The sequence below is a fragment of the Bacteroidota bacterium genome, assembly GCA_016715945.1.
Lineage (GTDB): Bacteria > Bacteroidota > Bacteroidia > Bacteroidales > F082 > JALNZU01.
The window spans coordinates 352,584-376,120 of record JADJXJ010000001.1 but is presented as its reverse complement, the minus strand read 5'-3'; the positions used below and the strand labels follow the sequence as shown (position 1 = coordinate 376,120).

20 protein-coding genes are annotated in these 23,537 nt (G+C 51.8%); 11 read left to right on the top strand and 9 right to left on the bottom strand.

Annotation, left to right across the window (positions count from 1 at the left end; genetic code table 11):
• Window positions 1-480 precede the first annotated feature (480 nt).
• Entirely contained in the window at window positions 481-1,614 is a 1,134-nt protein-coding gene (locus IPM52_01355; protein MBK9290271.1) for an ATP-binding protein, read from the top strand.
• A 767-nt stretch (window positions 1,615-2,381) separates the two neighbouring features.
• Here IPM52_01355 and xerD read toward each other — a convergent pair.
• The 6 genes from xerD to serC all read right to left on the bottom strand — a co-directional run bounded on the left by xerD (window position 2,382) and on the right by serC (window position 7,648).
• Complete coding sequence (gene xerD, locus IPM52_01350; GenBank protein ID MBK9290270.1) at window positions 2,382-3,293, bottom strand: site-specific tyrosine recombinase XerD; 912 nt, start codon at window positions 3,291-3,293, stop codon at window positions 2,382-2,384.
• A 327-nt stretch (window positions 3,294-3,620) separates the two neighbouring features.
• Entirely contained in the window at window positions 3,621-3,797 is a 177-nt protein-coding gene (locus IPM52_01345; protein ID MBK9290269.1) for a MarR family transcriptional regulator, read from the bottom strand.
• 20 nt (window positions 3,798-3,817) lie between these two features.
• Complete coding sequence (locus IPM52_01340) at window positions 3,818-5,065, bottom strand: DUF1015 domain-containing protein (protein MBK9290268.1); 1,248 nt, start codon at window positions 5,063-5,065, stop codon at window positions 3,818-3,820.
• A gap of 83 nt (window positions 5,066-5,148) precedes the next feature.
• A complete protein-coding gene (locus IPM52_01335; protein ID MBK9290267.1) occupies window positions 5,149-5,583 on the bottom strand; it encodes a four helix bundle protein in 435 nt (144 codons plus the stop codon).
• A 52-nt stretch (window positions 5,584-5,635) separates the two neighbouring features.
• Window positions 5,636-6,553, bottom strand: a complete 918-nt coding sequence (locus IPM52_01330; protein ID MBK9290266.1) for a 3-phosphoglycerate dehydrogenase — start codon at window positions 6,551-6,553, stop codon at window positions 5,636-5,638.
• A gap of 21 nt (window positions 6,554-6,574) precedes the next feature.
• Window positions 6,575-7,648, bottom strand: coding sequence for a 3-phosphoserine/phosphohydroxythreonine transaminase (gene serC, locus IPM52_01325; protein MBK9290265.1), 1,074 nt, complete (start codon window positions 7,646-7,648; stop codon window positions 6,575-6,577).
• 127 nt (window positions 7,649-7,775) lie between these two features.
• On the opposite strand from serC, the gene IPM52_01320 reads away from it, so the two are divergent.
• The 6 genes from IPM52_01320 to IPM52_01295 all read left to right on the top strand — a co-directional run bounded on the left by IPM52_01320 (window position 7,776) and on the right by IPM52_01295 (window position 15,407).
• Window positions 7,776-8,837 (top strand): acyl-CoA reductase, encoded by a 1,062-nt coding sequence (locus IPM52_01320; GenBank protein ID MBK9290264.1) that lies wholly within the window; start codon window positions 7,776-7,778, stop codon window positions 8,835-8,837.
• A gap of 80 nt (window positions 8,838-8,917) precedes the next feature.
• Window positions 8,918-9,184: a type B 50S ribosomal protein L31 gene (locus IPM52_01315; protein MBK9290263.1), complete on the top strand. Its 267-nt coding sequence runs from the start codon at window positions 8,918-8,920 to the stop codon at window positions 9,182-9,184.
• A 136-nt stretch (window positions 9,185-9,320) separates the two neighbouring features.
• Window positions 9,321-10,505, top strand: coding sequence for a GlmU family protein (locus tag IPM52_01310; GenBank protein MBK9290262.1), 1,185 nt, complete (start codon window positions 9,321-9,323; stop codon window positions 10,503-10,505).
• A gap of 137 nt (window positions 10,506-10,642) precedes the next feature.
• A complete protein-coding gene (gene lon, locus IPM52_01305; GenBank protein MBK9290261.1) occupies window positions 10,643-13,096 on the top strand; it encodes an endopeptidase La in 2,454 nt (817 codons plus the stop codon).
• Complete coding sequence (locus IPM52_01300) at window positions 13,093-13,674, top strand: NAD(P)H-dependent oxidoreductase (GenBank protein ID MBK9290260.1); 582 nt, start codon at window positions 13,093-13,095, stop codon at window positions 13,672-13,674. The genes lon and IPM52_01300 overlap by 4 nt, the downstream gene beginning before the upstream one ends.
• Before the next feature lie 83 nt (window positions 13,675-13,757).
• The gene (locus IPM52_01295) at window positions 13,758-15,407 is read left to right on the top strand and encodes an ABC transporter substrate-binding protein (protein MBK9290259.1); all 1,650 of its coding nucleotides are present in this window, start codon (window positions 13,758-13,760) and stop codon (window positions 15,405-15,407) included.
• A 20-nt stretch (window positions 15,408-15,427) separates the two neighbouring features.
• Here the strand turns inward: IPM52_01295 and IPM52_01290 are convergent, their stop codons facing one another.
• Entirely contained in the window at window positions 15,428-16,534 is a 1,107-nt protein-coding gene (locus IPM52_01290) for a hypothetical protein (GenBank protein ID MBK9290258.1), read from the bottom strand.
• A 114-nt stretch (window positions 16,535-16,648) separates the two neighbouring features.
• Here IPM52_01290 and thrS point away from each other — a divergent pair, with 114 nt between their 5' ends.
• From thrS to rplT, 4 genes are all read left to right on the top strand, one after another.
• Complete coding sequence (gene thrS / locus IPM52_01285) at window positions 16,649-18,586, top strand: threonine--tRNA ligase (protein ID MBK9290257.1); 1,938 nt, start codon at window positions 16,649-16,651, stop codon at window positions 18,584-18,586.
• A gap of 76 nt (window positions 18,587-18,662) precedes the next feature.
• A complete protein-coding gene (locus tag IPM52_01280) occupies window positions 18,663-19,178 on the top strand; it encodes a translation initiation factor IF-3 (GenBank protein ID MBK9290256.1) in 516 nt (171 codons plus the stop codon).
• Between the two features lie 40 nt (window positions 19,179-19,218).
• Entirely contained in the window at window positions 19,219-19,413 is a 195-nt protein-coding gene (gene rpmI, locus IPM52_01275; protein MBK9290255.1) for a 50S ribosomal protein L35, read from the top strand.
• Window positions 19,414-19,488: 75 nt separating this feature from the next.
• Window positions 19,489-19,833 (top strand): 50S ribosomal protein L20, encoded by a 345-nt coding sequence (rplT, locus tag IPM52_01270; protein MBK9290254.1) that lies wholly within the window; start codon window positions 19,489-19,491, stop codon window positions 19,831-19,833.
• Window positions 19,834-19,927: 94 nt separating this feature from the next.
• Here rplT and IPM52_01265 read toward each other — a convergent pair whose 3' ends face one another.
• Both IPM52_01265 and IPM52_01260 read right to left on the bottom strand, forming a co-directional pair.
• Window positions 19,928-21,301, bottom strand: coding sequence for a sigma-54-dependent Fis family transcriptional regulator (locus IPM52_01265; protein ID MBK9290253.1), 1,374 nt, complete (start codon window positions 21,299-21,301; stop codon window positions 19,928-19,930).
• A gap of 6 nt (window positions 21,302-21,307) precedes the next feature.
• Window positions 21,308-23,533, bottom strand: coding sequence for a response regulator (locus IPM52_01260; protein ID MBK9290252.1), 2,226 nt, complete (start codon window positions 23,531-23,533; stop codon window positions 21,308-21,310).
• Between the last annotated feature and the right edge of the window lie 4 nt (window positions 23,534-23,537).

The window sequence follows — 23,537 nt, the reverse complement described above, 5'->3', positions numbered from 1 at the left end:
TTGCGCTATGATAAACACTATGCAACATCTTAGCCCGTTCACAATCTCATCAAAAGTACTGCAGTCGCTGCGCTTACCTTCTATGCCGCTGGAAAACTCAGGAATCCCTCAATATTTGTAATCAGGCCCGATGCCAAAATTTGTATGGACGACGCTTCCCCCCTGCCCTGCGACAACAAATACACGCTCAGCCTGTGTTGTATCCAAACCTGATGGCACATCCACTCCAGGGATTAAGTACGCTGATTTTTGCCCTGAAACTGTCTGTTTTTGACAGACAGCTGCAATTGGAATAATTTAAACACAACCACAGTGCTCTCCCGAGCCTGTTAGGATGAACTTCCTGAACTATGGCCGCCAGGCGCATACCTGATATACAAATCCACGATCTTCAAACTTTATAAATTAACGTGAATTTATAAGGTACAATTTGTAGATTAACGATAAATTTAGTATATTTGTAGCAACAATCGCGTAAGTATGAAGAAGATAGAAAGGCTTTTAGCTGATCGGATAAAAAGTGAACTAACAGAGGGCAATAAAATTGTTATACTCTATGGAGCGCGCCAGACTGGAAAAACCACACTTTCGGAGGATGTGCTTAGCACAATCACCGGAAAAATCCTCAGGATAAATGCTGACGAACTTCGTTATCATGATGTGCTTTCTTCGCGTGATGCACAAAAGCTTGGATTACTCATCGAAGGCTATGATGTAGTTTTTATTGATGAAGCACAGCGAATTCCCGAAATCGGAATCAACCTTAAAATCCTTCACCATAATTTCCCAGCTTTAAAATTGCTTGTTACCGGTTCTTCATCATTTGATCTTGCCGGAAAGGTGAAAGAACCACTTACGGGACGAACCAGCAGTCATGTTTTGTATCCGGTGTCTCTTGCTGAACTACGCAAACATTGGAATGTTTTTGAGCTTCAGAACAGGCTTGAAGAGTTTATGATTTATGGCACGTATCCCGGAGTTTTCCACTTCTCCTCATCGCATCAGAAAGAAAAGCACCTGCGGGAATTATCCTCATCCTACCTTTTTAAAGACATCTTTGAATTGTCCTTTATTAAAAACACCTCAACCCTTGTCAGGCTGCTAAGAATGCTTGCATTACAGATAGGTTCTGAGGTTTCGCTGACCGAGCTTGGTCAGAATCTCGGCATAAGCCAGGAAACAGTATCAAATTATATTGATTTGCTTGAGCAATCGTTTATTATTTTCCGGCTGGGTGGTTTCAGCCGCAATCTCCGCAAAGAGATCAGCAAGCGCCACAAGATTTATTTCTGGGATCTGGGAATAAGAAACAGTTTGCTAAATAACCACCTGGGTTTGAATTTTCGTAATGACACAGGCGCCATGTGGGAAAATTTCCTGGTGGCCGAGCGCTTGAAGCTTCTTTCCTATAACCAGGTTCATGCCTCATCCTATTTCTGGCGAACCTACACTGGTGCAGAGATAGATTATGTTGAAGAATACCAGGGTAAGCTATATGCCTTCGAGATCAAATTCAGGAAAGCAAAGACAAAACCACCCAGGACCTGGGTTGAAAATTATGGAGCTAACTTCAAATGCATAACAGTGGAAAATTTCCATGAATTTGTTTTGTGAGTTGGTTTTTTTGAAACAAATCAGGTACAAAAGCATAAAACTTTTCTGCCGTGGCTGATGGAATAAATTTTTGAGGAATTACGGTGCTCCGCTGTGTATTTTGAAGTGAACAATAGTATTCACCTTAGCCCAACGCGCAGCTATCCAACTATAATGTATTCATTTTGAATGAATTGTTTTCTTAGAGTTGCGATTTGAGTACTACAAGCTTTCGCTTTACGAGAGGATAATTTTTGTGCCCTAGCGCATGGGGTTGGAATTGACATCTGACCAATCCTGATTAAACCCTGCCAGTAATTCCGGAGCAAATCCTGCCACTTTTTAGTGGAAAATTTTCGACATGGAAAGGCTACATCAATCATATCATCCTTCATTAGCCTGCGACCTAAGCAGACCTACCCGTAAACCATTGCCCTGCGCAACTCAAGGTTGTCCCCGGTGGCAACCCCTCATCCATCGCCACTCTTGCTTTTTGATAAACACTTGTGTAACATCTAAGCCCGTCCACAATCACTTCGAGAGTGTAGCAGTCGCTGCGCTTACCTTCTATGCCGCTGGAAAACTCAGGAATCCCTCAACGTTTTTAACCAGGCCCGGTGCCAAAATTTGTATGGACGACGCTTCCCCCCTGCCCTGCAACAACAAAAACACGCTCATCCTGAGTTGTTTTCCTTCCTGACGGCACATCCACTACAGCGATTACATACGCTGATTTTTGCCCTGAAATTGGCTTTTTTAAGCCTTTTAAGAAAGGGCTGCAAATTGGCCTACAAACTTCTTGAGCGGGGATGGTAGCGCACCACTGCCTCGCGCAGAAAAGCCCTGTCTATATGGGTGTATATTTCGGTGGTTGTGATGGAGGAGTGCCCGAGCATCTGTTGCACCGCCCGAAGGTCGGCTCCTCCCTCAAGCAAATGTGTGGCAAACGAATGCCGCAGGGTGTGCGGGCTGATGCGCTTCTGAATGCCGGCCTTTGCTGCCAGGTCTTTGATCATCAGAAAAACCATTTGCCGGCTGAGCGCTCCGCCTCTATTGTTAATGAACACAATATCTGATGACCTGCGGTTGACTTTCTGGTGAGTCCTGATCTGGGTGATATAGATATTCATGGCATGCAGGGCGCTGCGTCCGATGGGAACAAGGCGCTCCTTATCGCCTTTGCCTACCACCCTGATAAACTCGTCCTCCTGATATATCTCACTGATTTTCAGACTCACAACCTCCGACACCCGCAACCCGCATGCATACATCACTTCCAGTATTGCCCTGTTGCGATGTCCGGACGGCATGCTCAGGTCAATGGCCTCGAGCATGCGTTCGATCTCCGGATAGTCGAGTACCTCAGGGAGTTTGCGGCCCGGTTTGGGAGCTTGGAGCAAAGCAGAAGGGTCGGTTGTAACCATGCCTTCGAGCAGCAAAAAGCGAAAAAACGCCCTCAAGCCGCTCAGCAAACGGGCCTGCGAAGTGCTGCTCAGCCCAAGATCAACTACCGTGCGCAGGAAATCTTTCAGCTGTTGCAAACCGATATCCGCCGGATTGAAGCTCTCGGCCTCCCGGCTCAGGAAGCTCATCAACATGCGCACATCGTGCAGGTAGGCCTCCACACTGTTGTCGGCCAAACCCTTCTGCAATCGCAGGTGGTTCTCAAAAGCACGGAGGTAGTTGAATTCTTTGGTCATCTGATGTATCAGGTGTCGGACAATGGCTTCATCCGGCAGATAACAGTTGTTAATCAACTCCTTACCTGCCACTTCCCCTTACCCACACAGGAAACAGGCGCATCTTATCTTCCACTCCCCCCACTTCATCCTGATCACCAAGCCTATCCCGCAACTCTTACCCCCTTGAATCTTTGAATCTATGAATCAGGAATCCTTGAATCCACCTTCCCGCAACCCGTAACCCTTCACCCGTCACTCGTAACCCGTAACCCGTAACCCGCAACCCGTCACCCGTCACCCGCACCAAGCAACAAGCAACGAGTAACGAGTAACGAGCACCCAGACTTACTTCGCCTGATAGAAGCAGCGCACAGGAGAGTAGATAAGATCTTCGTTTTTAAGCGCTTTGATAATCTTATCCAGCTCTTTCTTGTCTATGCCGGTTGCCTGGGCAATGTCGCCCGGACGCATCGGCTGTCCATGCTTGCGCATGGCTTCAAGCACTTTTTCTTTTGCTTCCATACGTTTAATGTTTGTGAGGTTTAGTCAAGCGTATGCACCACCAGTCCGGAGCGCAGCTTTGGCTCGAACCAGGTAGTTTTGGGTGGCATGATGTTGCCTGTATCAGCAATGTCGATCAGTTGTTTCATGCTCACGGGATAGAGCGCAAAAGCCACGGCCATCTCGCCGCTGTCCACCCTGCGGCTGAGTTCGGCAAGCCCGCGAATACCTCCCACAAAGTCAATACGTTTCGACCGGCGCAGGTCGTCGATACCCAGCAGAGGCTCCAGCACCTGGTTGGTCAGGATGGTGACATCGAGCACGCCGATAGGATCGTGATCGTCGTAGGTACCTTCTTTTGCTACCAGGGCATACCATTGGCCGCCGAGGTACATCGAGAACTCATGCAAGCGCGAGGGTTTGTAGATCTCTTTTCCCTTGGGCGTGATTTCGAAGCTGTTTTTGAGTTTTTCAAGAAACTCTTCTGCGCTCATGCCATTCAGGTCGGTCACCACCCGGTTGTAGTCGAGTATGGTGAGCTGGTTGTCGGGGAAGTTTACGGCAAGGAAGAAATTGTATTCTTCATCGCCCCTGTGGTTGGGATTGGCCAGCCGGCGCTCCCTGCCAACGAGGGCTGCAGCAGCGGTGCGGTGGTGTCCGTCGGCCACATAAAGTGAGGGGAAAGTAGCAAAGATTTCGATGATCTGCCGGATCATGTCTTCGTCTTCGATCACCCAGAAATGGTGGCCAAAGCCATCGTCGGCCACAAAATCGTACACCGGAGCGTTGTTCTTCACAAAGTCGGCGATCATCCCGTCGAGGGTGGCATTAGCCGGATAGGTAAAAAACACCGGTTCCATGTTGGCATTGGTCACACGCACGTGCTTCATGCGGTCTTCCTCCTTGTCGGGACGTGTGAGCTCGTGCTTTTTGATCACGTTGTTGAGGTAGTCGTCCACTGCAGCGCAACCCACTATGCCATACTGGGTTTTACCATTCATGGTCTGGGCATAGATGTAGAGGTGGTCGCGCTGGTCCTGCACCAGCCAGCCTTTTTCGCGAAATGCGGCGAAGTTTTCCTTCGCCTTGTCGTATACCTCCTGGCTGTAAAGATTGACGTCCTCCGGAAGGTCAATCTCAGGTTTGATTATATGCAAAAGGCTGTAGGGGTTTCCCTCGGCCTCCACGCGTGCTTCCTTGCTATCGAGCACGTCGTAAGGTCTGGATGCCAGCATTTTGGCGATTTCCACCGGTGGCCTCCATCCTCTAAAAGCTTTCAGTATTGCCATATCTTTTCAATTTTTATCAGACAATAAAACTTCAGGCGGATTGAAATCAATCTGCATCCTGCAAACCGGCCGGATCTAACTGATTACCAGTTCCTTGCCGGAAAAAACTCATCTTCTACCTGGTCATGCGGACCGGCATTGCTTTTTTGAAGCGAGGTGATGAGGGCGCCGATCATCTTGGTAAGTTCCATGAGCTGATTGCGTGAGTCGTCCTCCTCGCTATCACTGATAAACCCATGCCGGTAGGCCAGGGTCGAAAGGACCAGGCAGGCCCGGATGGCACTTTTTCCTTCTTTCAGATGATTGATGAAAGCGGATTTCTCGCGGGCAGAGCCTTCGGCAATGAACAGGGGAATGCGGCGGGATGTTTCGCAGAAGCTCGCTGCAAGACTTTTGCCGCTGTCAGGAAACTGCTGCACAGTTTTCTGCACCCAAACCCCGTAATCAAGCGCTTTGTGGTACACACGCAAATCTTCGAAACGGAAAAAGGTAATCGGTTTGTTAGATGCGTCGGTCATAGTATCTGGTTTGTTATGGTTCAGTAAGTTGCGAAGATAGGAACTTAAATAATCAATTCACTTTGAACCTCACATCATTATGTTCGAAAAATCCGATAATCTGCCTTGCGGCTGCCATACCGGCATTGTTGTTGGCCTCCTCGGTCTGGGCACCCATCTTTTTGGGTGTGAAGAAAAATCTTCCTTTGTAGGCCTCCAGTTCGGCTGCGCAGTCGGGCGCAATGTCCGACACGTAGGCGAAATCGGCGCGCGAGGCAAACATCTGTTTCAGGCCTTCTTCGTCGATCACCTCTTTTCGTGCCGTATTGACCAGCATGGCGCCTTTGGGCATTTTCGAGAGGAGTTCGAAGCCGATTGACTTTTTGGTTTGCGCTGTGGCGGGGATATGCAGCGAAACAAACTGGCTTTTGCTGTATAGCTCCTCAACCGAAGCCACCGGTTTCACACCATCAGCTTCCATAGCCGCGGGCTCCACAAACGGATCGAAGGCATATACTTCCATCATAAAGCCTTTTGCAATGCGGGCCACATGCTTCCCGACATTTCCGTAGGCATGAATACCCAGGGTCTTTCCCATGAGCTCGGTACCCGAAGCGCCACTGAACTGCTTCCTGATCTGATAGATCATCATTCCAAAAGCCAGCTCAGCCACGGCATTGCTGTTCTGCCCGGGGGTATTCATGGCCACCACTCCTTTTTCGGTGCAAGCCTTGAGATCAATGTTATCGTAGCCAGCCCCTGCCCTGACCACAATTTTGAGTGCGGGTGCAGCGGCAATGACCTCTGCATCCACAATATCGCTGCGTACGATCAGCGCTTCGGCATCGGCCACCGCATCGAGCAGCTGTTGCTTGCTGGTGTATTTTTCCAGAAAAGTGCAGGTGTAACCGGCTTCTTCGAGTATGGCACGAATCTGCGCTGCTGCCGATGCAGCAAATGGCTTATCAGTTGCTACCAGAACTTTATGCATGACCATCTGATTTTGAAGTTATTACTTGTGCATGGATGCAAATTCCTGCATCACGGCCACCAATGCTTCCACGCTTTCGTAAGGCAGTGCGTTGTAGAGCGAGGCCCTGAAGCCGCCCACCGAGCGGTGACCTTTGATGCCCACCATGCCTCTGGCCGAAGCAAATTTGTTGAACTCCTCCTCCAGATGGGTATAGCCCTCGTTCATCACAAAGCACACATTCATGCGCGAGCGGTCGGCCGGATTGGCAATGGTAGCCTTGAACAAAGGATTGTTGTCAATTTCGCTGTAGAGCAACTCGGCTTTGCGCTTGTTCAGCTTTTCCATTTCGGCCACACCGCCCATCATCTTCAGCCATTTAAGGGTTTGAAGGGCAGCATAGATCGGCATCACCGGCGGGGTGTTGAACATGGATTCCTTGCTGATATGCGTCTTGTAGTTGAGCATGGTGGGAATTTTGCGGTCCACCTTGCCAAGCACCTCGTCTTTAATAATAACAAATGTTACACCGGCAGGCGCCAGGTTTTTCTGTGCGCCACCATATATAATGGCGTACTTTGACACATCCACCGGGCGGCTGAAGATATCCGACGACATGTCGGCAACGAGCGGCACCGGCGAGTCAATATCTTCAAGAATCTCGGTGCCATAAATGGTGTTGTTGGTGGTGATGTGGAAATAGTCTGCATCAGCCGGAATGGTGTAGCCACGCGGGATGTAGTTGAAGTTGGCAGCCTCCGATGAAGCAACCACATCCACCTCGCCGAACAATCTGGCTTCCTTGATGGCCTTGGAGGCCCATTCGCCCGTATTGAGGTAAGCAGCCTTGTTGTTCAGCATATTGTAAGGCACCATGCAGAACTGCAAACTGGCACCACCACCCAGAAAGATGACCGAGTAGCCTTCGGGTATGCTGAGTATTTCCTTGAACAATGCCACAGCCTCGTCTACTACTGCCACAAACTGCTTGCTGCGGTGACTGATTTCGAGCAGCGAGAGGCCCATGCCTTCAAAATCGCGGATGGCGGCTATGGATTGCTCAATGGTATAAGCCGGTAAAATGGAAGGTCCGGCGTAGAAATTGTGTTTCTTCATGACTGCAGGTTTTGCGTTATACAATTATTGTTTCTTGCTGCAAATATAGGAATTAAGGCTTTTGTTAAAAGCTTAACGACAGAATTCGGGCTAATTTTGCAAACGATTTCAAACCCACCGGAACATGATTGAATTAGAGGCAAGGGTGGCAGCCTTTGCGCAACTCGGCGGCCAATTGCAGGACTTTCTGCATAACTGCGAGGCTAGCGGCAAGCTCCCGACCGAAAAATACGCTGAGCTCGCAAATGCCATGACACAAGCCTACCAGTCGAACAACTGGTTTACTATTGATAATCAAATGCTTGCATTAAAAGGAATTGCGCGCATGCTGCAGGTGGACGAGCTGATGGCCTGGGCTGCTGCCTACGTGCAGCAGCAACCAGCTGCTGCGCGGACAGTTGCGGTGATTATGGCAGGCAACATCCCGGCGGTAGGTTTTCACGACTTTCTGAGTGTGCTCATGAGCGGGCACCGCTTTTTGGGCAAGCTCTCCACCGACGACCGGCAGCTGCTGCCAGCCCTAGCACGGATGCTTTGCGAAACCGAACCACGGTTTACAAACCATATCGTCTTCACCGACGGCCAGATCCGACATTACGATGCGGTGATTGCCACCGGAAGCGACAATACCTCACGTTATTTCGACTATTATTTTTCGCATGTGCCTCACATCATCCGGCGCAACCGCAACAGCCTGGGGATCGTCCGGGGCAGTGAGACCACCGCTTCCCTTTCCGGCCTGGCCGACGACATCTTCAGTTATTTTGGCCTGGGCTGCCGCAGCGTGTCGCACCTGCTGCTGCCCGAAGCTTACCAGCCCGAATTGCTGTTCGAAGCTTTTGAACCCTGGCGCCATTTGCGCGACCACCACAAATATTTCAACAATTACGAGTACCACAAGGCCATCTGCCTGATCAACAAACTGCCACATCACGACAACGGCTTCGTCCTGCTCATCCCCGACGAAAAACTTTCCGGAGGCGTAAGTGTGGTTCATTACAGCCATTACAAGCACAAGGACGACATCGACAATCTTATTGCCGCCAACCGCGACAAGATTCAGTGCGTGGTTTCGGAAGGCGGCTGGTACGAGGGTAGTTTTGCATTCGGTCAGGCACAATTGCCCTCGGTGTGGGATTATGCCGACGGTACCGACACCATGCAATTTCTGGCCGGTCTGGCTGGTTGAGAAAAATTTATGCTATTGTGCTTGTATTTCAGCGAAAAGATTTAATTTTGCAGCCCTAAATCAGAAAAGTCTCGACTCCCATGAAAAAAGACATTCATCCTAAAGACTATCGCCTCGTTGTATTCAAGGATATGTCCAACGATTACAGCTTCCTCACCCGCTCCACTGTGAAGACCAAGGAGACCATCGTGTGGGAGGATGGCAAGGAATACCCGCTGGTAAAGCTCGAAATTTCGCATATGTCGCATCCGTTCTATACCGGCAAGATGAAACTTGTTGACTCCGCCGGTCGTGTGGACAAGTTCAAGAACCGCTACAAGAAGCATTACGAAAGCAAAATCAAATAACATTTGCAACTTTATTGCAAAAAAGGCTGTCAATGCTACTGACAGCCTTTTTTGCTTTCAATCAAAGCATTTTTGCGTATATTGAGGCAAGAATTGCTAATTTTGTCATGTTAAATCCAGCTAGCTATCTCATCCCATGAATTACATCCTCTACGACAGTTCGACCCGCAACCACCTCCTGCCGCTTGTATTTACCCGTCCGGTAGCCGACATTCGTGTGGGCATACTCACCATCAGGGAGAAGTGGGAATACATGCTGGGAGCAAAAACCAGCACACTGACCGAGGGTTACCTGAGCACCAAGTTTCCGCTGGTCGAAGCCGAAGAAAACCTGTTGATCAACGGTTCCATCCTGCCCACACCCGAGCTCATCGAAGCCATTCATATGCTCAAAGTCGGACAATCGCTGGTGAAAGGAGATGAAACCCTGCTGGCCAGTTGTCTGAGCGGCGAAGCCCTTCGCTCGTCGGAGGCTCAGGAAGAGGGCGAAACGATTGAATTCGTGGGAGAAGTGACCAAGATATATTACACCTGGGACATCTTCAACAAAAACGGTCAGGCCATTCTGGACGATTTCAGGATGATCACCAAAGGGCGGAAGTCGGCCCCCATCAGTCCGACCAACCGTTGCATAAATCCGGAGAACATCTTCATCGAAGAGGGCGCCAAAGTGGAGTTTGCCATCCTCAATGCCTCCACGGGGCCAATCTACATTGGCAAGGATGCCGAAGTGATGGAAGGCGCCAAGGTGCGCGGACCATTTGCCCTGTGCGAGCATGGCGTGCTCAAGATGGACGCCAAGATATACGGCCCAACCACCATCGGCCCTTACAGCAAGGTGGGCGGCGAAGTGAACAGCTCCGTCATTTTCGGCTACAGCAACAAGGCCCACGACGGCTTCCTGGGCCACAGCGTGATAGGCGAATGGTGCAACATCGGGGCTGATACCAACACCTCGAACCTCAAGAACACCTACGAAGAAGTCAAGCTCTGGAACTATGCCGAAGAATGCTTTGTGAACACCGGCCTTCAGTTTTGCGGCACCATCATGGGCGACCACTCGCGCTGCGGCATCAACACCATGTTCAATACAGGCACGGTGGTAGGCGTGAGCACCAACATCTTTGGGTCGGGCTTCCAGCGCAACTTCATTCCATCGTTCTCCTGGGGTGGCACTCAGGGCTTCATTGACTACGACCTGCGCAAGGCCTTCAAAACCATCGAAAAGATGTACGAACGCCGCAATAAGGTGTTCGATGCCACCGAAAAAGCCATTCTCACCGAGGTATTCAATCAGACATTCAAAAACCGCAGGGCCTGATTATTCTGGCACAAGCTTTGATCCTGCAATATTCCACCATCCGGAAATGCAGCATTTCCAGGCCTGGTGGGATACTTTAATTGTCAGATGCCATGCCAGGCGCATGGACACTGTGACATTTTGACAAAACGACATTCATGAACAGCATATTCAACAACTTTTTGTCAGTTTCCGACCTGCTCGACAGCGATGCAGAGTTCATCCCCTTGCTTTCGGCCGAAGAGGAGATACAGTTCAATGCCGAGCAGGTGCCCGAAGACCTGCCCATACTTCCCCTGCGCAATGCAGTGTTGTTTCCCGGAGTGGTGATTCCCATCACCGTGGGTCGCAACAAGTCGATCAAGCTCATCCGGGAGGCCTACCGCAAAGAGCGGATCATCGGGGTCATTGCCCAGCGGGATGCAGCCATCGAAGACCCTATTGCCTCCGACCTGCACGAGGTAGGTACTGTGGCACATATTGTGCGCACCCTGCAGATGCCCGATGGCAACACCACTGTGATCATACAGGGCAAAAAACGTTTCAGGCTGCTCGAGATCACCCAGGATGAGCCTTATTTCAGAGGCAGGGTGGAATCGTACGGTGACGATGAACCCTCGCAAACCGATGCAAACTTTGTGGCGCTCATCCAGAGCATCAAGGAAGTGGCCGTGCAAATTATCGAAAAGTCGCCCAACCTGCCCCCCGAAGCGTCATTTGCCATCAACAACATCGAAAGCCCGGCGTTTCTGGTGCACTTTGTGTCGAACAACCTCAACATCAGTCAGCAGGAAAAGCAGCAGCTGCTCGAAATTAAAAGCATCAGCGAGCGGGCCATCAAAGTACTTGAATACCTGAGCAAAGAATTGCAGATGCTCGAGATCAAAAATCAGATCCAGAGCAAGGTAAAGGTGGACATCGACAAGCAGCAGCGCGACTATTTCCTGAACCAGCAGCTCAAGACCATACAGGAGGAACTTGGAGGCGCGCCGCACGAACAGGAGATTGCCTCGTTGCGCGAGCGTGCTGCAAAGAAGAAATGGAGCGCCGAGGTGCAGAAAGTTTTCGAACGCGAGCTGACTAAGCTTCAGCGCATGAACCCCATGGTGGCTGAGTATGGCATACAGTTCAACTACCTTGAGTACCTGGTCGAGTTGCCCTGGAACGAATATTCGAAAGACAACTTCGATCTCAGGCATGCGCAGCGCATCCTCGACCGCGACCACTATGGTCTGGAAAAGGTGAAAGAGCGCATCATCGAGCACCTGGCAGTGTATAAGCTCAAGAACGACATGAAGGCGCCCATCCTTTGTCTGGCAGGCCCTCCCGGTGTGGGAAAGACATCGCTGGGCAAGTCGATAGCCGAGGCTTTGGGCCGGAGATATGTGCGCATGTCGCTGGGCGGGGTGCGCGATGAGGCGGAACTGAGGGGCCACCGGAAGACCTACATCGGGGCCATGCCCGGCCGCATCATCCAGAGCCTGCGAAAAGCAGGTACGAGCAACCCGGTTTTCGTGCTCGACGAGATAGACAAGGTGAGCGGCAACAACATCAATGGCGACCCCCAGGCTGCGCTGCTCGAAGTGCTCGACCCTGAACAAAACAACAAGTTTTACGACAACTTTCTGGAAGTGGAATACGACCTCTCGCGGGTGATGTTCATTGCCACAGCCAACAACCTCAGCACCATTCATCCGGCCCTGCGCGACCGCATGGAAGTCATCGAGCTGTCGGGCTATCTGCTGGAGGAAAAATATCAGATCGCAAAAAAACATTTGCTGCCCAAACTTGTTAAGGAGCATGGTTTAACCGCATCGCAAATCAGTTTCAGCAAGCAAATCATAGAAACCATCATCGAAGATTATACCCGCGAATCGGGTGTTCGTTCTTTGGAAAGACATCTCGCCAAGCTGGTGCGCAGCAAGGCAAAACATGTGGCCATGGGTGAGGCATACGACAAAAAAGTGAGCGTGGCCGACCTTGAAAAAGCTTTGGGTGTACCTATCTATCACGAAAAACCCGACGAAGCCATTAAGGTACCGGGTGTGGTCACAGGCCTTGCCTGGACCCCCTACGGAGGCGAAATCCTGTTTGTGGAGGTGAGCCTGAGCCGCGGCAAAGGCGAACTGAGGCTGACGGGTAACCTGGGCGACGTGATGAAGGAATCGGCCACCATTGCCCTGGAATACCTCAAGGCACATGCGTCGCAGCTGGAAATCGACCCACAGGTATTCGAAAAGTGGAATGTGCACATCCACGTACCCGAGGGCGCCACGCCAAAAGACGGGCCCTCCGCCGGTATAACCATGTTCACTGCGCTGGCTTCGGCATTCACGCAGCGGCTGGTGAAGCCGAGCATTGCCATGACAGGCGAGATCACCCTGCGCGGGAAAGTGCTTCCGGTGGGTGGCATCAAGGAGAAAATCCTCGCTGCCAAACGCGGTAAGATACACACCATCATTCTGTCGTCGGGCAACAAACGCGACATAGCCGACATCCGGCCCGACTACATCGAAGGATTGGAATTCAAATACGTGGACCATATGATCGAGGTGCCGGAACTGGCATTGCAGGCGGAAAAAGTTAAAAACGCCATTCAGTTCAATCAATGACAAAAAACATATTGCTCATTCACGGTCATCCGGTGGATGATGCCTTTGCCGACCTCGTTGCCGAAGCCTATGCCAATGCTGCGGAGGAAGCCGGTCACGCCGTAAGGAGGCTGGTGCTCAAAAAGCTGAAATTCGACCTCAACTTCAGCCAGGGTTACCGGGGCAACCAGCAACTGGAACCTGACCTTGCCGAAGCCCAGCAGCAAATATCCTGGGCCGACCATCTTGTATTTATTTTCCCCAACTGGTGGGGCACCTACCCTGCCCTGCTCAAAGGATTCATCGACAGGACATTTCTCCCCGGCTTTGCATTTCGCTACAACAACGGGCATCGGTTTCCAGACAAACTGCTCACCGGAAAGTCGGCACGCCTGATCATGACCATGGACAACCCGAAGTGGTATTATTTTATGGTGCTTGGTGCCCCGGCCTACCGATCGTTGCGGCAGGCAGTGCTGCATTTCTGCGGCATCCGTCCGGTGCGCACCTTCACCATCAGTTCGGTACGCTTTGCCGGAGAAAAGAAAAGAAACGCCTGGCTGGAGAAGGCCCGTGCGCTTGGCCGCAAAGCGATCTGATACATTTTACAACCAGCTCCGGACTTCAATCGGGCATCAAATCGCCCATTTGCTTATGTTTGCCTTATCAATCCGGTGGCATGATGGCAGAAGTCAAGTGGAAGAGTAATTGCACCCTACAGGTTTTAGCCTGGCTTATTCCAGCCTTCATGCTCCTGGGACTTGCCTCATGTAAAAAACCAGCGCCCGCGCCGGATAACATATTCCGCTACAACGAATCGGCAGGCCTGAGCACACTTGACCCCGCTTTTGCAAAAGACCTGCCACACATCTGGGCCTGCAATCAGCTGTTTAACACCCTGGTGGAGGCCGACAGCCAGATGCGCATAGTTCCCGGGCTTGCCAGGCGCTGGACGATATCGGACGACGGGCTGGTTTACCGCTTTGTACTTCGCAACGATGTGTACTTTCATCCTCATCCTGCTTTCGGGGGGCACGACCGCAAACTGACCGCCGGGGATGCCGCATATAGCCTGCGCAGACTAGCTGACCCTTCCACTGCTTCTCCGGGTGCATGGATTTTGGCTTATGTAAAGCGCAGCGAAGGCACCCCAATGATCAGCGCGCTGAACGACAGCCTGTTGCAGATTGAGCTCATCAAACCCTTTCCGCCATTTCTTGGGATGCTCAGCATGATGTATGCGGCAGTGATTCCTCATGAAGTGGTTGCAGCAGAAGGCGATGCATTCGGGCGTCGTCCGGTGGGCACCGGGCCTTTCCTGTTTGCATTCTGGAAAGACGGCGTCAAGCTGGTGCTAAGGCGCAACCCCACATACCATGAGCATGACGATCGGGGCCGGCAGTTGCCCTACCTCGATGGGATCGCCATCAGGTTTCTCACCGACAGGCAAATCGCCTTCATGGAATTCATGAAAGGAAGGTTTCACTTCATGTCGGGTGTCGATTCACGTTACAAAGATGAATTGCTCACACGCAACGGGCAATTGCGCGAAAAGGTGGCCGGGAAGCTCCGGTTGATCCGTCAGCCATTTCTGAACACCGAATACCTTGGGTTTTATCTGGGCGATACAGCCATATCCGGACCATTGAAACAGCCTGCACTCCGCAAAGCCATCAACATGGGCATCAACCGGCAAAAGATGCTGCGTTACCTGCGCAACAACACCGGTTTGCCCGGCCACGGAGGCATGATTCCATACGGGCTGCCGGGACATCTGCCCCACGCAGGCTACAACTATAACCCTCAGGCAGCCAGACAATTAATACAGGAGGCCGGGCTATCAGGCGCCAGATTTACCATCAGCACCACAGCTGAATATGCCGATTTGCTGAAGTTTATTCAGGCCGAGCTGCAGTCCCTTGGCCTGAATCCCTCCATCGAGGTGCAACCGGCAGCCACCATCAGGGAGCTGCGCTCGAAAGGCAAACTGCAGGCATTCCGCGCCTCGTGGGTAGCAGATTATCCCGATGCGGAGAACTATATGTCGCTGTTTTACAGCCCCAATCACACACCTGCAGGGCCAAACTACACCCACTTCTCAAATGCAGAATTCGATAAGCTCTATTTGCAGGCGCTTCAGGAAAACGATCCGGAGCGCCGGGCAGGGCTTTACCGGCAAATGGACAGCATTGTGATGGCACAGGCGCCCGTGGTGGTCTTGTTTTACGACGAAGTGATGCGGTTTGTGCAGCGCGAGGTTCAGGGAATGCAGGCCAACCCGTCGAACCTGCTCGATTTCAGACGTGTACGACTCGAAAAAGCGCCCGACTGACATCCGGGCAATTCCCCGAATCAGGAACTCAGGCTGAGCAGTGCAAGGGTTTCGACATGCCGTGTTTGTGGGAAAAAGTCGAACGGCAGCAGGCTGTGTATTTGATATCCACCTTCACAGAGCAATTTCAGGTCGCGCGAGAGTGTTCCGGGACTGCAGGAAAGGTAAGCCAGTTTCAGGGGTCGGGCTTTTTGCACGATCCACTCCATCACTTCGGTTTCGATGCCCATGCGCGGGGGGTTGGCGTAAAGAACCAGGCTCCGACCCTCGGCTAATTGTTCTCTGCACCAGAGGTCGAGTTGTGGCAACCTCTGGCGGCAGGCTCCGGTGAGCACGGTGACGTCCGGAAGGTTCAGGGCAGCAAGCCTGGCAGCCTCGGGCGCTGCTTCCACGCCAATGACCCTGGCCCCTGCTTCGGACCAGCGTTTCATGCTGCTGCCTGTGCCGCAATACAGATCCACCACCGCCATGCCCTCGTCGGGTTGAAAAAAACCAAAAGCCGCCTGCAAAGCTTTGAGGTAGAGTTCGGGAATCAGCTGACTAAACGCAGCCGGACCATAGCGCAATCCAAAACTATCAACCGAAACCGGACTTCCATTAAGCAGCTGCCATCCACCCTTGCCAAAAATCCGTTTACCTGTGGAGGGGTTCAGATGCAGCCAAAGTCCTTCGATACCCCAGGCAGTCAAAGCTTTAAACAGTGCAACCTCCGGCCAGTCGCCCAATGGATTTCTGCGGTCTTTGATGACCAGGGTAAGTTGTGCCCCCGACAACACGAGCCAGCGCAACCCAAAATCGTAAGCAGGGAGTGCAGACATCACTAATTTGAACACCTCATTCACATAAGGCTGATGGACAGGGCAATCCGGAATATGCAGCAGGTCGTCGCCCCGCCAGAGCCCCCATGTCCACTGTCCGTTGCTGAAAGCCGTTCCAAGTGTAGTTTTGCTGCGATAGCCCCATCGCAGGTCATCGGGCAGGCTTTGCACCGGCATGAGCAGGTTGGCCCAGGGATGCAGCTTCTGGCGCAGAAAGGTCAGTTTTTGCATCAGGCTCTGTTCGGCAGAAAGCTGCCGGTGAGGGCAGGCCCTGCACAGGGGATGACAGCCCGGGCGGAGTTGGTGCATGAGTACTTTTTGAAAAGAGAAAAAATTGACAGGCAAATTTATCGAATGGCTTTGGTTTTAACGGATTAACGATAATATTTCGTACTTTTGCAGCCGTTTTTCCAAACTGCACTCATGATCAACATCACACTGCCCGACAACAGCGTCAGACAATACGAGCCCGGGGTAACCGGACTGGACATCGCCCGGAGCATCAGCGAGGGACTGGCGCGCAACGTACTTTCCGTGAAAGTGAATGGCGAGGTATGGGATGCCACACGCAAGATATATCACGATGCCAAAGTGCAACTGCTCACCTGGGACGATCCGGAAGGAAAAGAAACCATGTGGCACTCTTCAGCTCACCTGATGGCCGAAGCCATCGAACAGTTGTACCCCGGGGTAAAGTTTGGCATTGGCCCCGCCATTGAGAACGGTTTCTATTACGACATTGACCTGGGCGACAGGGTGCTTACCGAAGCCGAGCTGGCCGAGGTGGAAAAACGGATGATACAGCTTGCCCGCGAAAAACAAGCCTTTGTGCGCGAAGAAGTGAGCAAAGACGACGCCCTGCGCTATTTCGGCCAGAAAGGCGATGAATATAAACTGGAGCTGATCAGCGAGCTGCAGGACGGTACCATCACCTTTTACAAAAGTGGCACTTTTACTGACCTCTGCCGTGGTCCGCACCTGCCCGACACCTCTTTCATCAAAGCTGTGAAGCTCACCAGCATTGCCGGTGCCTACTGGCGTGGCGACGAAAAGCGCAAGCAACTCACCAGGGTGTATGGCATCACCTTTCCCAAAGCCAAAGAGCTTGAGGAATACCTTGCCCTGCTCGAGGAGGCCAAGAAACGCGACCACCGCAAGCTGGGCAAAGAGCTGGAACTGTTCACTTTTTCCCAAAATGTAGGTGCCGGTCTGCCGTTGTGGCTGCCCAAGGGCGCCCAGCTCCGCGAACGCCTCGAAGCCTACCTTCGCAAGGTGCAGAAACAAGCCGGATATCAGCCCGTAATCACCCCCCACATCGGCAATGTCAACCTCTACAAGACTTCGGGGCACTACGAAAAATACGGTTCGGATTCATTCCGGCCGATCACCACACCTGTGGAGGGCGAGATGTTTTTCCTCAAACCCATGAACTGCCCCCACCACTGCGAGATTTACGCCCACAAGCCCCACTCATACAAAGACCTGCCCATCAGGTATGCCGAGTTCGGCACCGTGTATCGTTACGAGCAAAGCGGAGAGCTTCACGGACTGACCAGGGTGAGAGGTTTCACACAGGACGACGCCCACATCTTTTGCACCCCCGACCAGATCAAGGATGAGTTCAAAGGGGTGATCAAGATTATCATGCGCATATTCAAAGCTTTGGATTTCAAAGACTTTGTTACTCAAATCTCGCTGCGCGATCCGAACAATCCCACCAAATACATCGGCTCGGAAGAAAACTGGAACAAGGCCGAGCGTGCTATCATGGAAGTGGCCGAAGAAGAAGGACTCAATGCCATTGCTGTGGAGGGCGAAGCTGCATTCTACGGCCCCAAGATGGATTTCATGGTCAAGGATGCGCTTGGAAGGAAATGGCAGCTGGGAACCATTCAGGTGGACTACAACCTGCCCGAGCGCTTCGATCTGTCGTACATCGGACCGGACAACGAGAAGCATCGTCCGGTGATGATTCACCGGGCGCCATTCGGCAGCATGGAGCGTTTTGTAGCCGTACTCATTGAGCATTGTGCCGGAAAATTCCCGCTCTGGCTTGCGCCCGAACAGGTTATCATCCTGCCTATCAGCGAAAAATACGCAAACTACGCCAACAAAGTACTGACATATCTGCAAAATTCCGATATTCGCGCCCTGATTGACGAGCGAAGCGAAAAGACCGGCCGGAAGATCAGGGATGCAGAGTTGAGGAAGATACCTTACATGCTGATTGTGGGAGAGAAAGAGGAGCAGGAAGGCACGGTATCGGTGCGCAAACAGGGCGAAGGCGACCTTGGCACCTTCACGCTGGAAGCTTTCGCAAACCGCATTCTGGAAGAAGTATCCATTGTTGACAAGGAATAAATAAACTGAGTATTCACAAATTTAGGAGGACATTACCATAGCACAGTTGAGAAATCCCGGCAGGCCGCAAAGAGGAATTCCAAAAAAAGAAGATCCGCACCGGATCAACGAGCGCATCACTGCCCCCATCGTGAGGGTGGTTGGCGAAGGCATAGAAACCCGGATTGTTCCCATCAGGGAAGCGCTGGCCATTGCAGAAGAGGCCGGACTGGACCTGGTGGAAATTTCGCCCACAGCCAATCCCCCGGTTTGCAGGGTGCTCGATTACAAGAAGTTTCTCTTTGAGCAAAAGAAAAAACAAAAAGAGATTAAGGCAAAGTCGGCCAAGGTGGTGGTAAAGGAAATCCGGATGGGACCCAATACCGACGACCACGACTTCGAGTTTAAGCTCAGGCATGCCAAAAAATTTCTCGAGGAAGGCGCTAAAGTGCGTGTGGAAGTATTCTTCAAAGGGCGCAGCATTGTGTACAAAGACCAGGGTGAGATCATCCTGCTCAAGTTTGCCAGCATGCTCGAAGAAGTTGGCAAAGTGGAACAACTGCCCAAGCTCGAAGGAAAGCGCATGATGATGATGATCGCTCCGAAAAAGTAGTGAGAAACCCCGAAAATAAACCTAAATAAACCGCAGAGTAATGCCAAAGATGAAGTCAAAATCCGGTGCCAAGAAACGTTTTACGTTCACCGGTACAGGCAAAATCAAGAGGAAGCACGCTTACAAAAGCCACATCCTCACCAAGAAAGCTACAAAGCGTAAGCGCAACCTTACGTATGCCACCCTGGTGAGCAAGGCCGATGAAAAGAACATTCGTGAACTTCTTCAGGTGTAATTAAATCAATGTTGAACTTTGCCATAGCCTCAAAGTTCTCCGTGGGGAGGCGCTATGGCGAAAAAATGAAGTAAAATGCCAAGATCAGTCAACTCAGTTGCATCAAGGGCCAGAAGGAAAAAGATCCTCAAACTTACGAGGGGTCAGTTTGGCCGTCGCAAGAACGTGTGGACCGTTGCGAAAAACTCCTGGGAAAAAGGCCAGCAGTATGCGTATCGCGACCGTCGCAACAAAAAGCGTTCGTTCAGGGCGCTCTGGATTGTACGTATCAATGCCGCTGCCCGTCAGTTCGGCATGTCGTACAGCGTATTTATGGGCAAGCTTCACAAGGCCAATATCGAGATCAACCGCAAGGTGCTCGCCGACCTGGCCCTGAACAACCCTGAAGCGTTTAAGGCCATCGCACAAAAAGTGATGTAATCCGCAGCGATCAAAATGTAAAGGGCTGGTTCCGAAAGGAACAGCCCTTTTTTCGTTGTAAGGCTTAAGATGGTTCGATGAGTTTACCCCGCCATCAATTGCCCAGGCCGTATTTCTGCAAACGGCGGTCGAGGGCCTGCCAGCTGATGTTGAGCAGACGAGCCGCAGCCATTTTGTTGTTGCCGCTTCGTAGCAAAGCTTTGCGGATGGCGCTTTTCTCGAGTTCCTCCAGGTCGAGAATTTCGTCGGTCAGATCAACCTGATGATGACTGAGGCCGGTGGTACGCATCACAAGATGTGCCGGCTCGATCCATTCCTTGTCGCAAAGGATCACGGCGCGTTCGATCATATTGCGCAGCTCGCGGATGTTTCCGGGAAACTCATATTGCAAGAGCGATTGCAATGCAGCATGGTTCAGGCCATGGATTGTTTTGTTCATCGAACGGGCAAAATGCCCGGCAAAATGATTTGCAATGGGTTCGATATCTTCGGGGCGCTCGCGCAAAGGAGGAAGATGGATAATGAAGGTGCTGAGCCTGTGGTACAGGTCGGAACGGAATTGCTTATTGGCAACCATCTCGTTCAGTGGCTGATTGGATGCGGCAATGATGCGCACGTCCACACTAATCTCGTGGTGGCTGCCCACTCGCCGTATCTTTCGCTCCTCAAGTGCACGAAGCAGCTTGGCCTGTTGCCCCAGAGGAAGGTCTCCGATCTCGTCAAGAAAAAGCGTGCCTCCGGAAGCCACCTCAAACCAACCCTGGCGGTCTTCGGTTGCACCAGTGAATGCGCCCTTTTTGTGGCCGAAAAACTCGCTTTCAAAAAGGCTTTCGGTGACTGCGGAACAGTTGACCGAATGAAAAAGGTTGTTCTTACGGTTGCTGAGCAAATGAATCCCCAGCGCTACCAGTTCCTTTCCCGTACCGCTTTCGCCGGTAATCAGCACCGAAGTGTGGTCGGTGGCGGCAACTTTTTCCATCAATGAAGCTACCTGGCGAATGGCCTGGCTCTGGCCGATCATCACACTGCCATTATGCTTGCCAAACTGATTGCTCAGATAATCGAGGGTGTGGCGGGTTTGGCTTAGCCGAACCGATAGTTCGATATATCGTTTGGTGCGTTGCAGGGCCTGATTGAGGTCGATGAGGCGAAAAGGCTTCTGAAAATAATCCACCGCACCAAGCCGCATCGCCTCGATCACGCTGTTCATGTCGCCATGTCCTGAGATCATGATGACTTCAATCTGCGGATGTGCTTCGCGGATGATCTTTAAGAGTTCCAGGCCGCTGATGCCCGGCAAACGGATATCGAGAATTGCTATATGAAAATCGTGTTTTTGCAATAGTCTGCTGGCCTCGGCAGGATCGGCTGCGACCATGACTTCGTAATCGCGTTTGCTGAGGTATTCGCTGATCTCCTCACGCATTCGAGCCTCATCATCGACCACAAGAATACGAAGTTTCTGCATAGTAAACTATTTATTAATCTGATATACAGGCAGATGTATGATCATGGACGTAAACTCGCCCTCTTTGGTTTCAACTTCGATGGTGCCACCCATTTCGCTGATGATGCCATAACTGATGGAAAGGCCCAGCCCCGTGCCCTCTTCGGCCTTTTTTGAGGTAAAAAAAGGATCGAAAACAGAGTTCAGGATGTCCTGAGGTATGCCCGTGCCGTTATCGGTTACGGTAACCACAGCCTGATTTCCAAGCACCATTGCACTGATAATTATGGAAGGTTCATACCCTCCAACCTGCTGATTCCTTTTTTGTTCGACGGCATATCTGGCATTGCTGAACAGATTGAGAAGCACCTGTTCCAGGCGCATGGGATTGCCGTAGATCAGGGCATCGGGTTCGCAATAAACGGCCTTAAGGTGTATGAGGTTGTTTTGGTAAGCCCGACCAATGAGTTGCAGCGCATTCTTAATTACTTCGTTCAGGCTGAATGGTTTACGAAGTTCAGGGTCCTGCTCGCGGGCAAAAATGCGCACATGGCTGATGATTTGCCTCAATCGCTCAATGTCCGAAAACATGGCGTTGATTTTTCGCTCAAGGTAATCGTTTGTGAGTGTGCCGGAGTGCAATTCGTCGAGCACATTGTCGAGGCTCATGGAAATTCCGCCCAGGGGCTGATTGATTTCGTGTGCGATACCGGCGGCAAGCTCGCCAAGCGATTCGAGTCGAGACTTATGCATGATCTTTTGTTGTTGTTTTTCGCGTTGTGCCAATGCCTCCTGAACACGCAATTCAAGGTTGGCATTGAGGTCGCGGAGCTCGCTCTCGAATATTTTCCTTTGGTTGATATCGGCAATAAAATTGAGCACTGCCGGCTCTTCGTCCCACCTCACGTGGTTGAACTTAAATTCCACCCACACGCGATGTCCTGTGGAGGTGACGATCTGGGCATCCATATGCGGGATGTATTGCTCTCCAGCTTCGGCCTTTTGCATCAAATCAGAAAACGGGGCCTTGAACTCAGGATCAAGTATGTCGGTGAGCGGCCTGCCGACGAGGAGGTTTGGCAGGTAGCCCGTGAGCTCAAAAAACCGCGGATTGATGAACTCGATGATTCCGCCGGAGGAAAGCACGATGCCGTCGTTGGCGTTTTCGAAGATGAGCCGGTATTTTTCTTCGCTTTGCCTGAGGAGCTGTTCTGCCAGACGGCGCTCATTGACCTCGGTCTGGAGCGTTCGTGTGCGTTGCTTCACCCGTTCTTCCAGCGATTTGTTGAGGGCAACGAGTTCTTTTTCTGCATTTTGCCGGGCAATGGCAGCTCCAATGATGTTGCTTGCTGTGAGGAGGGTATTAAGTTCCGAAGGCGACCACTGCCGCGCGTAGCTGCACTCGTCGAAGCCCATGAAGCCGTACCATTGGTCGCCGGTAAATATCGGCACTGCCATCACCGAGATAATTCCCTGCGGACCCAGGACTTCCTGCTCAGGAAGGGGCATTTCGCTGACGAGTCCGAACACCGGCTCACCTTTGGCGAGCATGCTTGCCCATCGGCCGAAGGCCTCACTGTCGTGGGGCACTGCCTGCAGGTTAGGATTGTCGATTTCGGGTGTGATGCCCGGTGCGGTCCATTCGAGTATCTGCCGGCTGAACAGGGCATCATCCTGCCGGAAGTTTTCGAAGATATACACCCGGCTGACCCGCGTTGCTTTACCAAGAATCTCCAGGGCCTTGGCCAGGGGGTTGCTGTCGTAGCTGCTGACAAGCAAAAGTTCGGCCACCTCGCTCACTGCCTGAAGCACCTGTTCGTTGCGCAGCAAGGTAGCTTCGGCCTCGCGCCTGAGCTGCTCTTCCTGTTGCACCTTCTGGCTCAGCAATATTTCATCCGCCTGTTCTCTAATGACTGTTTTGAATCGCTCTTCGCTGATGGGTTTGAGCAGGTACGATTTGACCCCTAGTTCGATGGCTCTGGTAAAAAAGTGCGATTCACCATAAGCCGACACGAGGATGATCCGGGCATCGGGGTCCGTCTGGCGAATTCGGGCTGCCATATCGAGGCCGCTCATCAAGGGCATGCGGATGTCGGTGACCACCAGATCAGGGCGATGCCTCAGGTACAGTTCCAGGCCTTGTTGTCCGTCGGCAGCCTCGTAAACCTGTGCCACCAATCCCCGGAGAAAATGACGCATGACGGTGAGTATCACCAGCTCATCTTCGACCAAAAGCACACTGATGGGATACATGGGG

Excerpts from the sequence above, each read along its gene's own strand:
- IPM52_01355 (MBK9290271.1), top strand. The coding sequence starts at position 481 with ATGAAGAAGATAGAAAGGCTTTTAGCTGATCGGATAAAAAGTGAACTA.
- xerD (MBK9290270.1), bottom strand. The coding sequence starts at position 3,293 with ATGACCAAAGAATTCAACTACCTCCGTGCTTTTGAGAACCACCTGCGA.
- IPM52_01345 (MBK9290269.1), bottom strand. The coding sequence starts at position 3,797 with ATGGAAGCAAAAGAAAAAGTGCTTGAAGCCATGCGCAAGCATGGACAG.
- IPM52_01340 (MBK9290268.1), bottom strand. The coding sequence starts at position 5,065 with ATGGCAATACTGAAAGCTTTTAGAGGATGGAGGCCACCGGTGGAAATC.
- IPM52_01335 (MBK9290267.1), bottom strand. The coding sequence starts at position 5,583 with ATGACCGACGCATCTAACAAACCGATTACCTTTTTCCGTTTCGAAGAT.
- IPM52_01330 (MBK9290266.1), bottom strand. The coding sequence starts at position 6,553 with ATGCATAAAGTTCTGGTAGCAACTGATAAGCCATTTGCTGCATCGGCA.
- serC (MBK9290265.1), bottom strand. The coding sequence starts at position 7,648 with ATGAAGAAACACAATTTCTACGCCGGACCTTCCATTTTACCGGCTTAT.
- IPM52_01315 (MBK9290263.1), top strand. The coding sequence starts at position 8,918 with ATGAAAAAAGACATTCATCCTAAAGACTATCGCCTCGTTGTATTCAAG.
- IPM52_01310 (MBK9290262.1), top strand. The coding sequence starts at position 9,321 with ATGAATTACATCCTCTACGACAGTTCGACCCGCAACCACCTCCTGCCG.
- lon (MBK9290261.1), top strand. The coding sequence starts at position 10,643 with ATGAACAGCATATTCAACAACTTTTTGTCAGTTTCCGACCTGCTCGAC.
- IPM52_01300 (MBK9290260.1), top strand. The coding sequence starts at position 13,093 with ATGACAAAAAACATATTGCTCATTCACGGTCATCCGGTGGATGATGCC.
- IPM52_01295 (MBK9290259.1), top strand. The coding sequence starts at position 13,758 with ATGGCAGAAGTCAAGTGGAAGAGTAATTGCACCCTACAGGTTTTAGCC.
- IPM52_01290 (MBK9290258.1), bottom strand. The coding sequence starts at position 16,534 with ATGCACCAACTCCGCCCGGGCTGTCATCCCCTGTGCAGGGCCTGCCCT.
- thrS (MBK9290257.1), top strand. The coding sequence starts at position 16,649 with ATGATCAACATCACACTGCCCGACAACAGCGTCAGACAATACGAGCCC.
- rpmI (MBK9290255.1), top strand. The coding sequence starts at position 19,219 with ATGCCAAAGATGAAGTCAAAATCCGGTGCCAAGAAACGTTTTACGTTC.
- rplT (MBK9290254.1), top strand. The coding sequence starts at position 19,489 with ATGCCAAGATCAGTCAACTCAGTTGCATCAAGGGCCAGAAGGAAAAAG.
- IPM52_01265 (MBK9290253.1), bottom strand. The coding sequence starts at position 21,301 with ATGCAGAAACTTCGTATTCTTGTGGTCGATGATGAGGCTCGAATGCGT.
- IPM52_01260 (MBK9290252.1), bottom strand. The coding sequence starts at position 23,533 with ATGTATCCCATCAGTGTGCTTTTGGTCGAAGATGAGCTGGTGATACTC.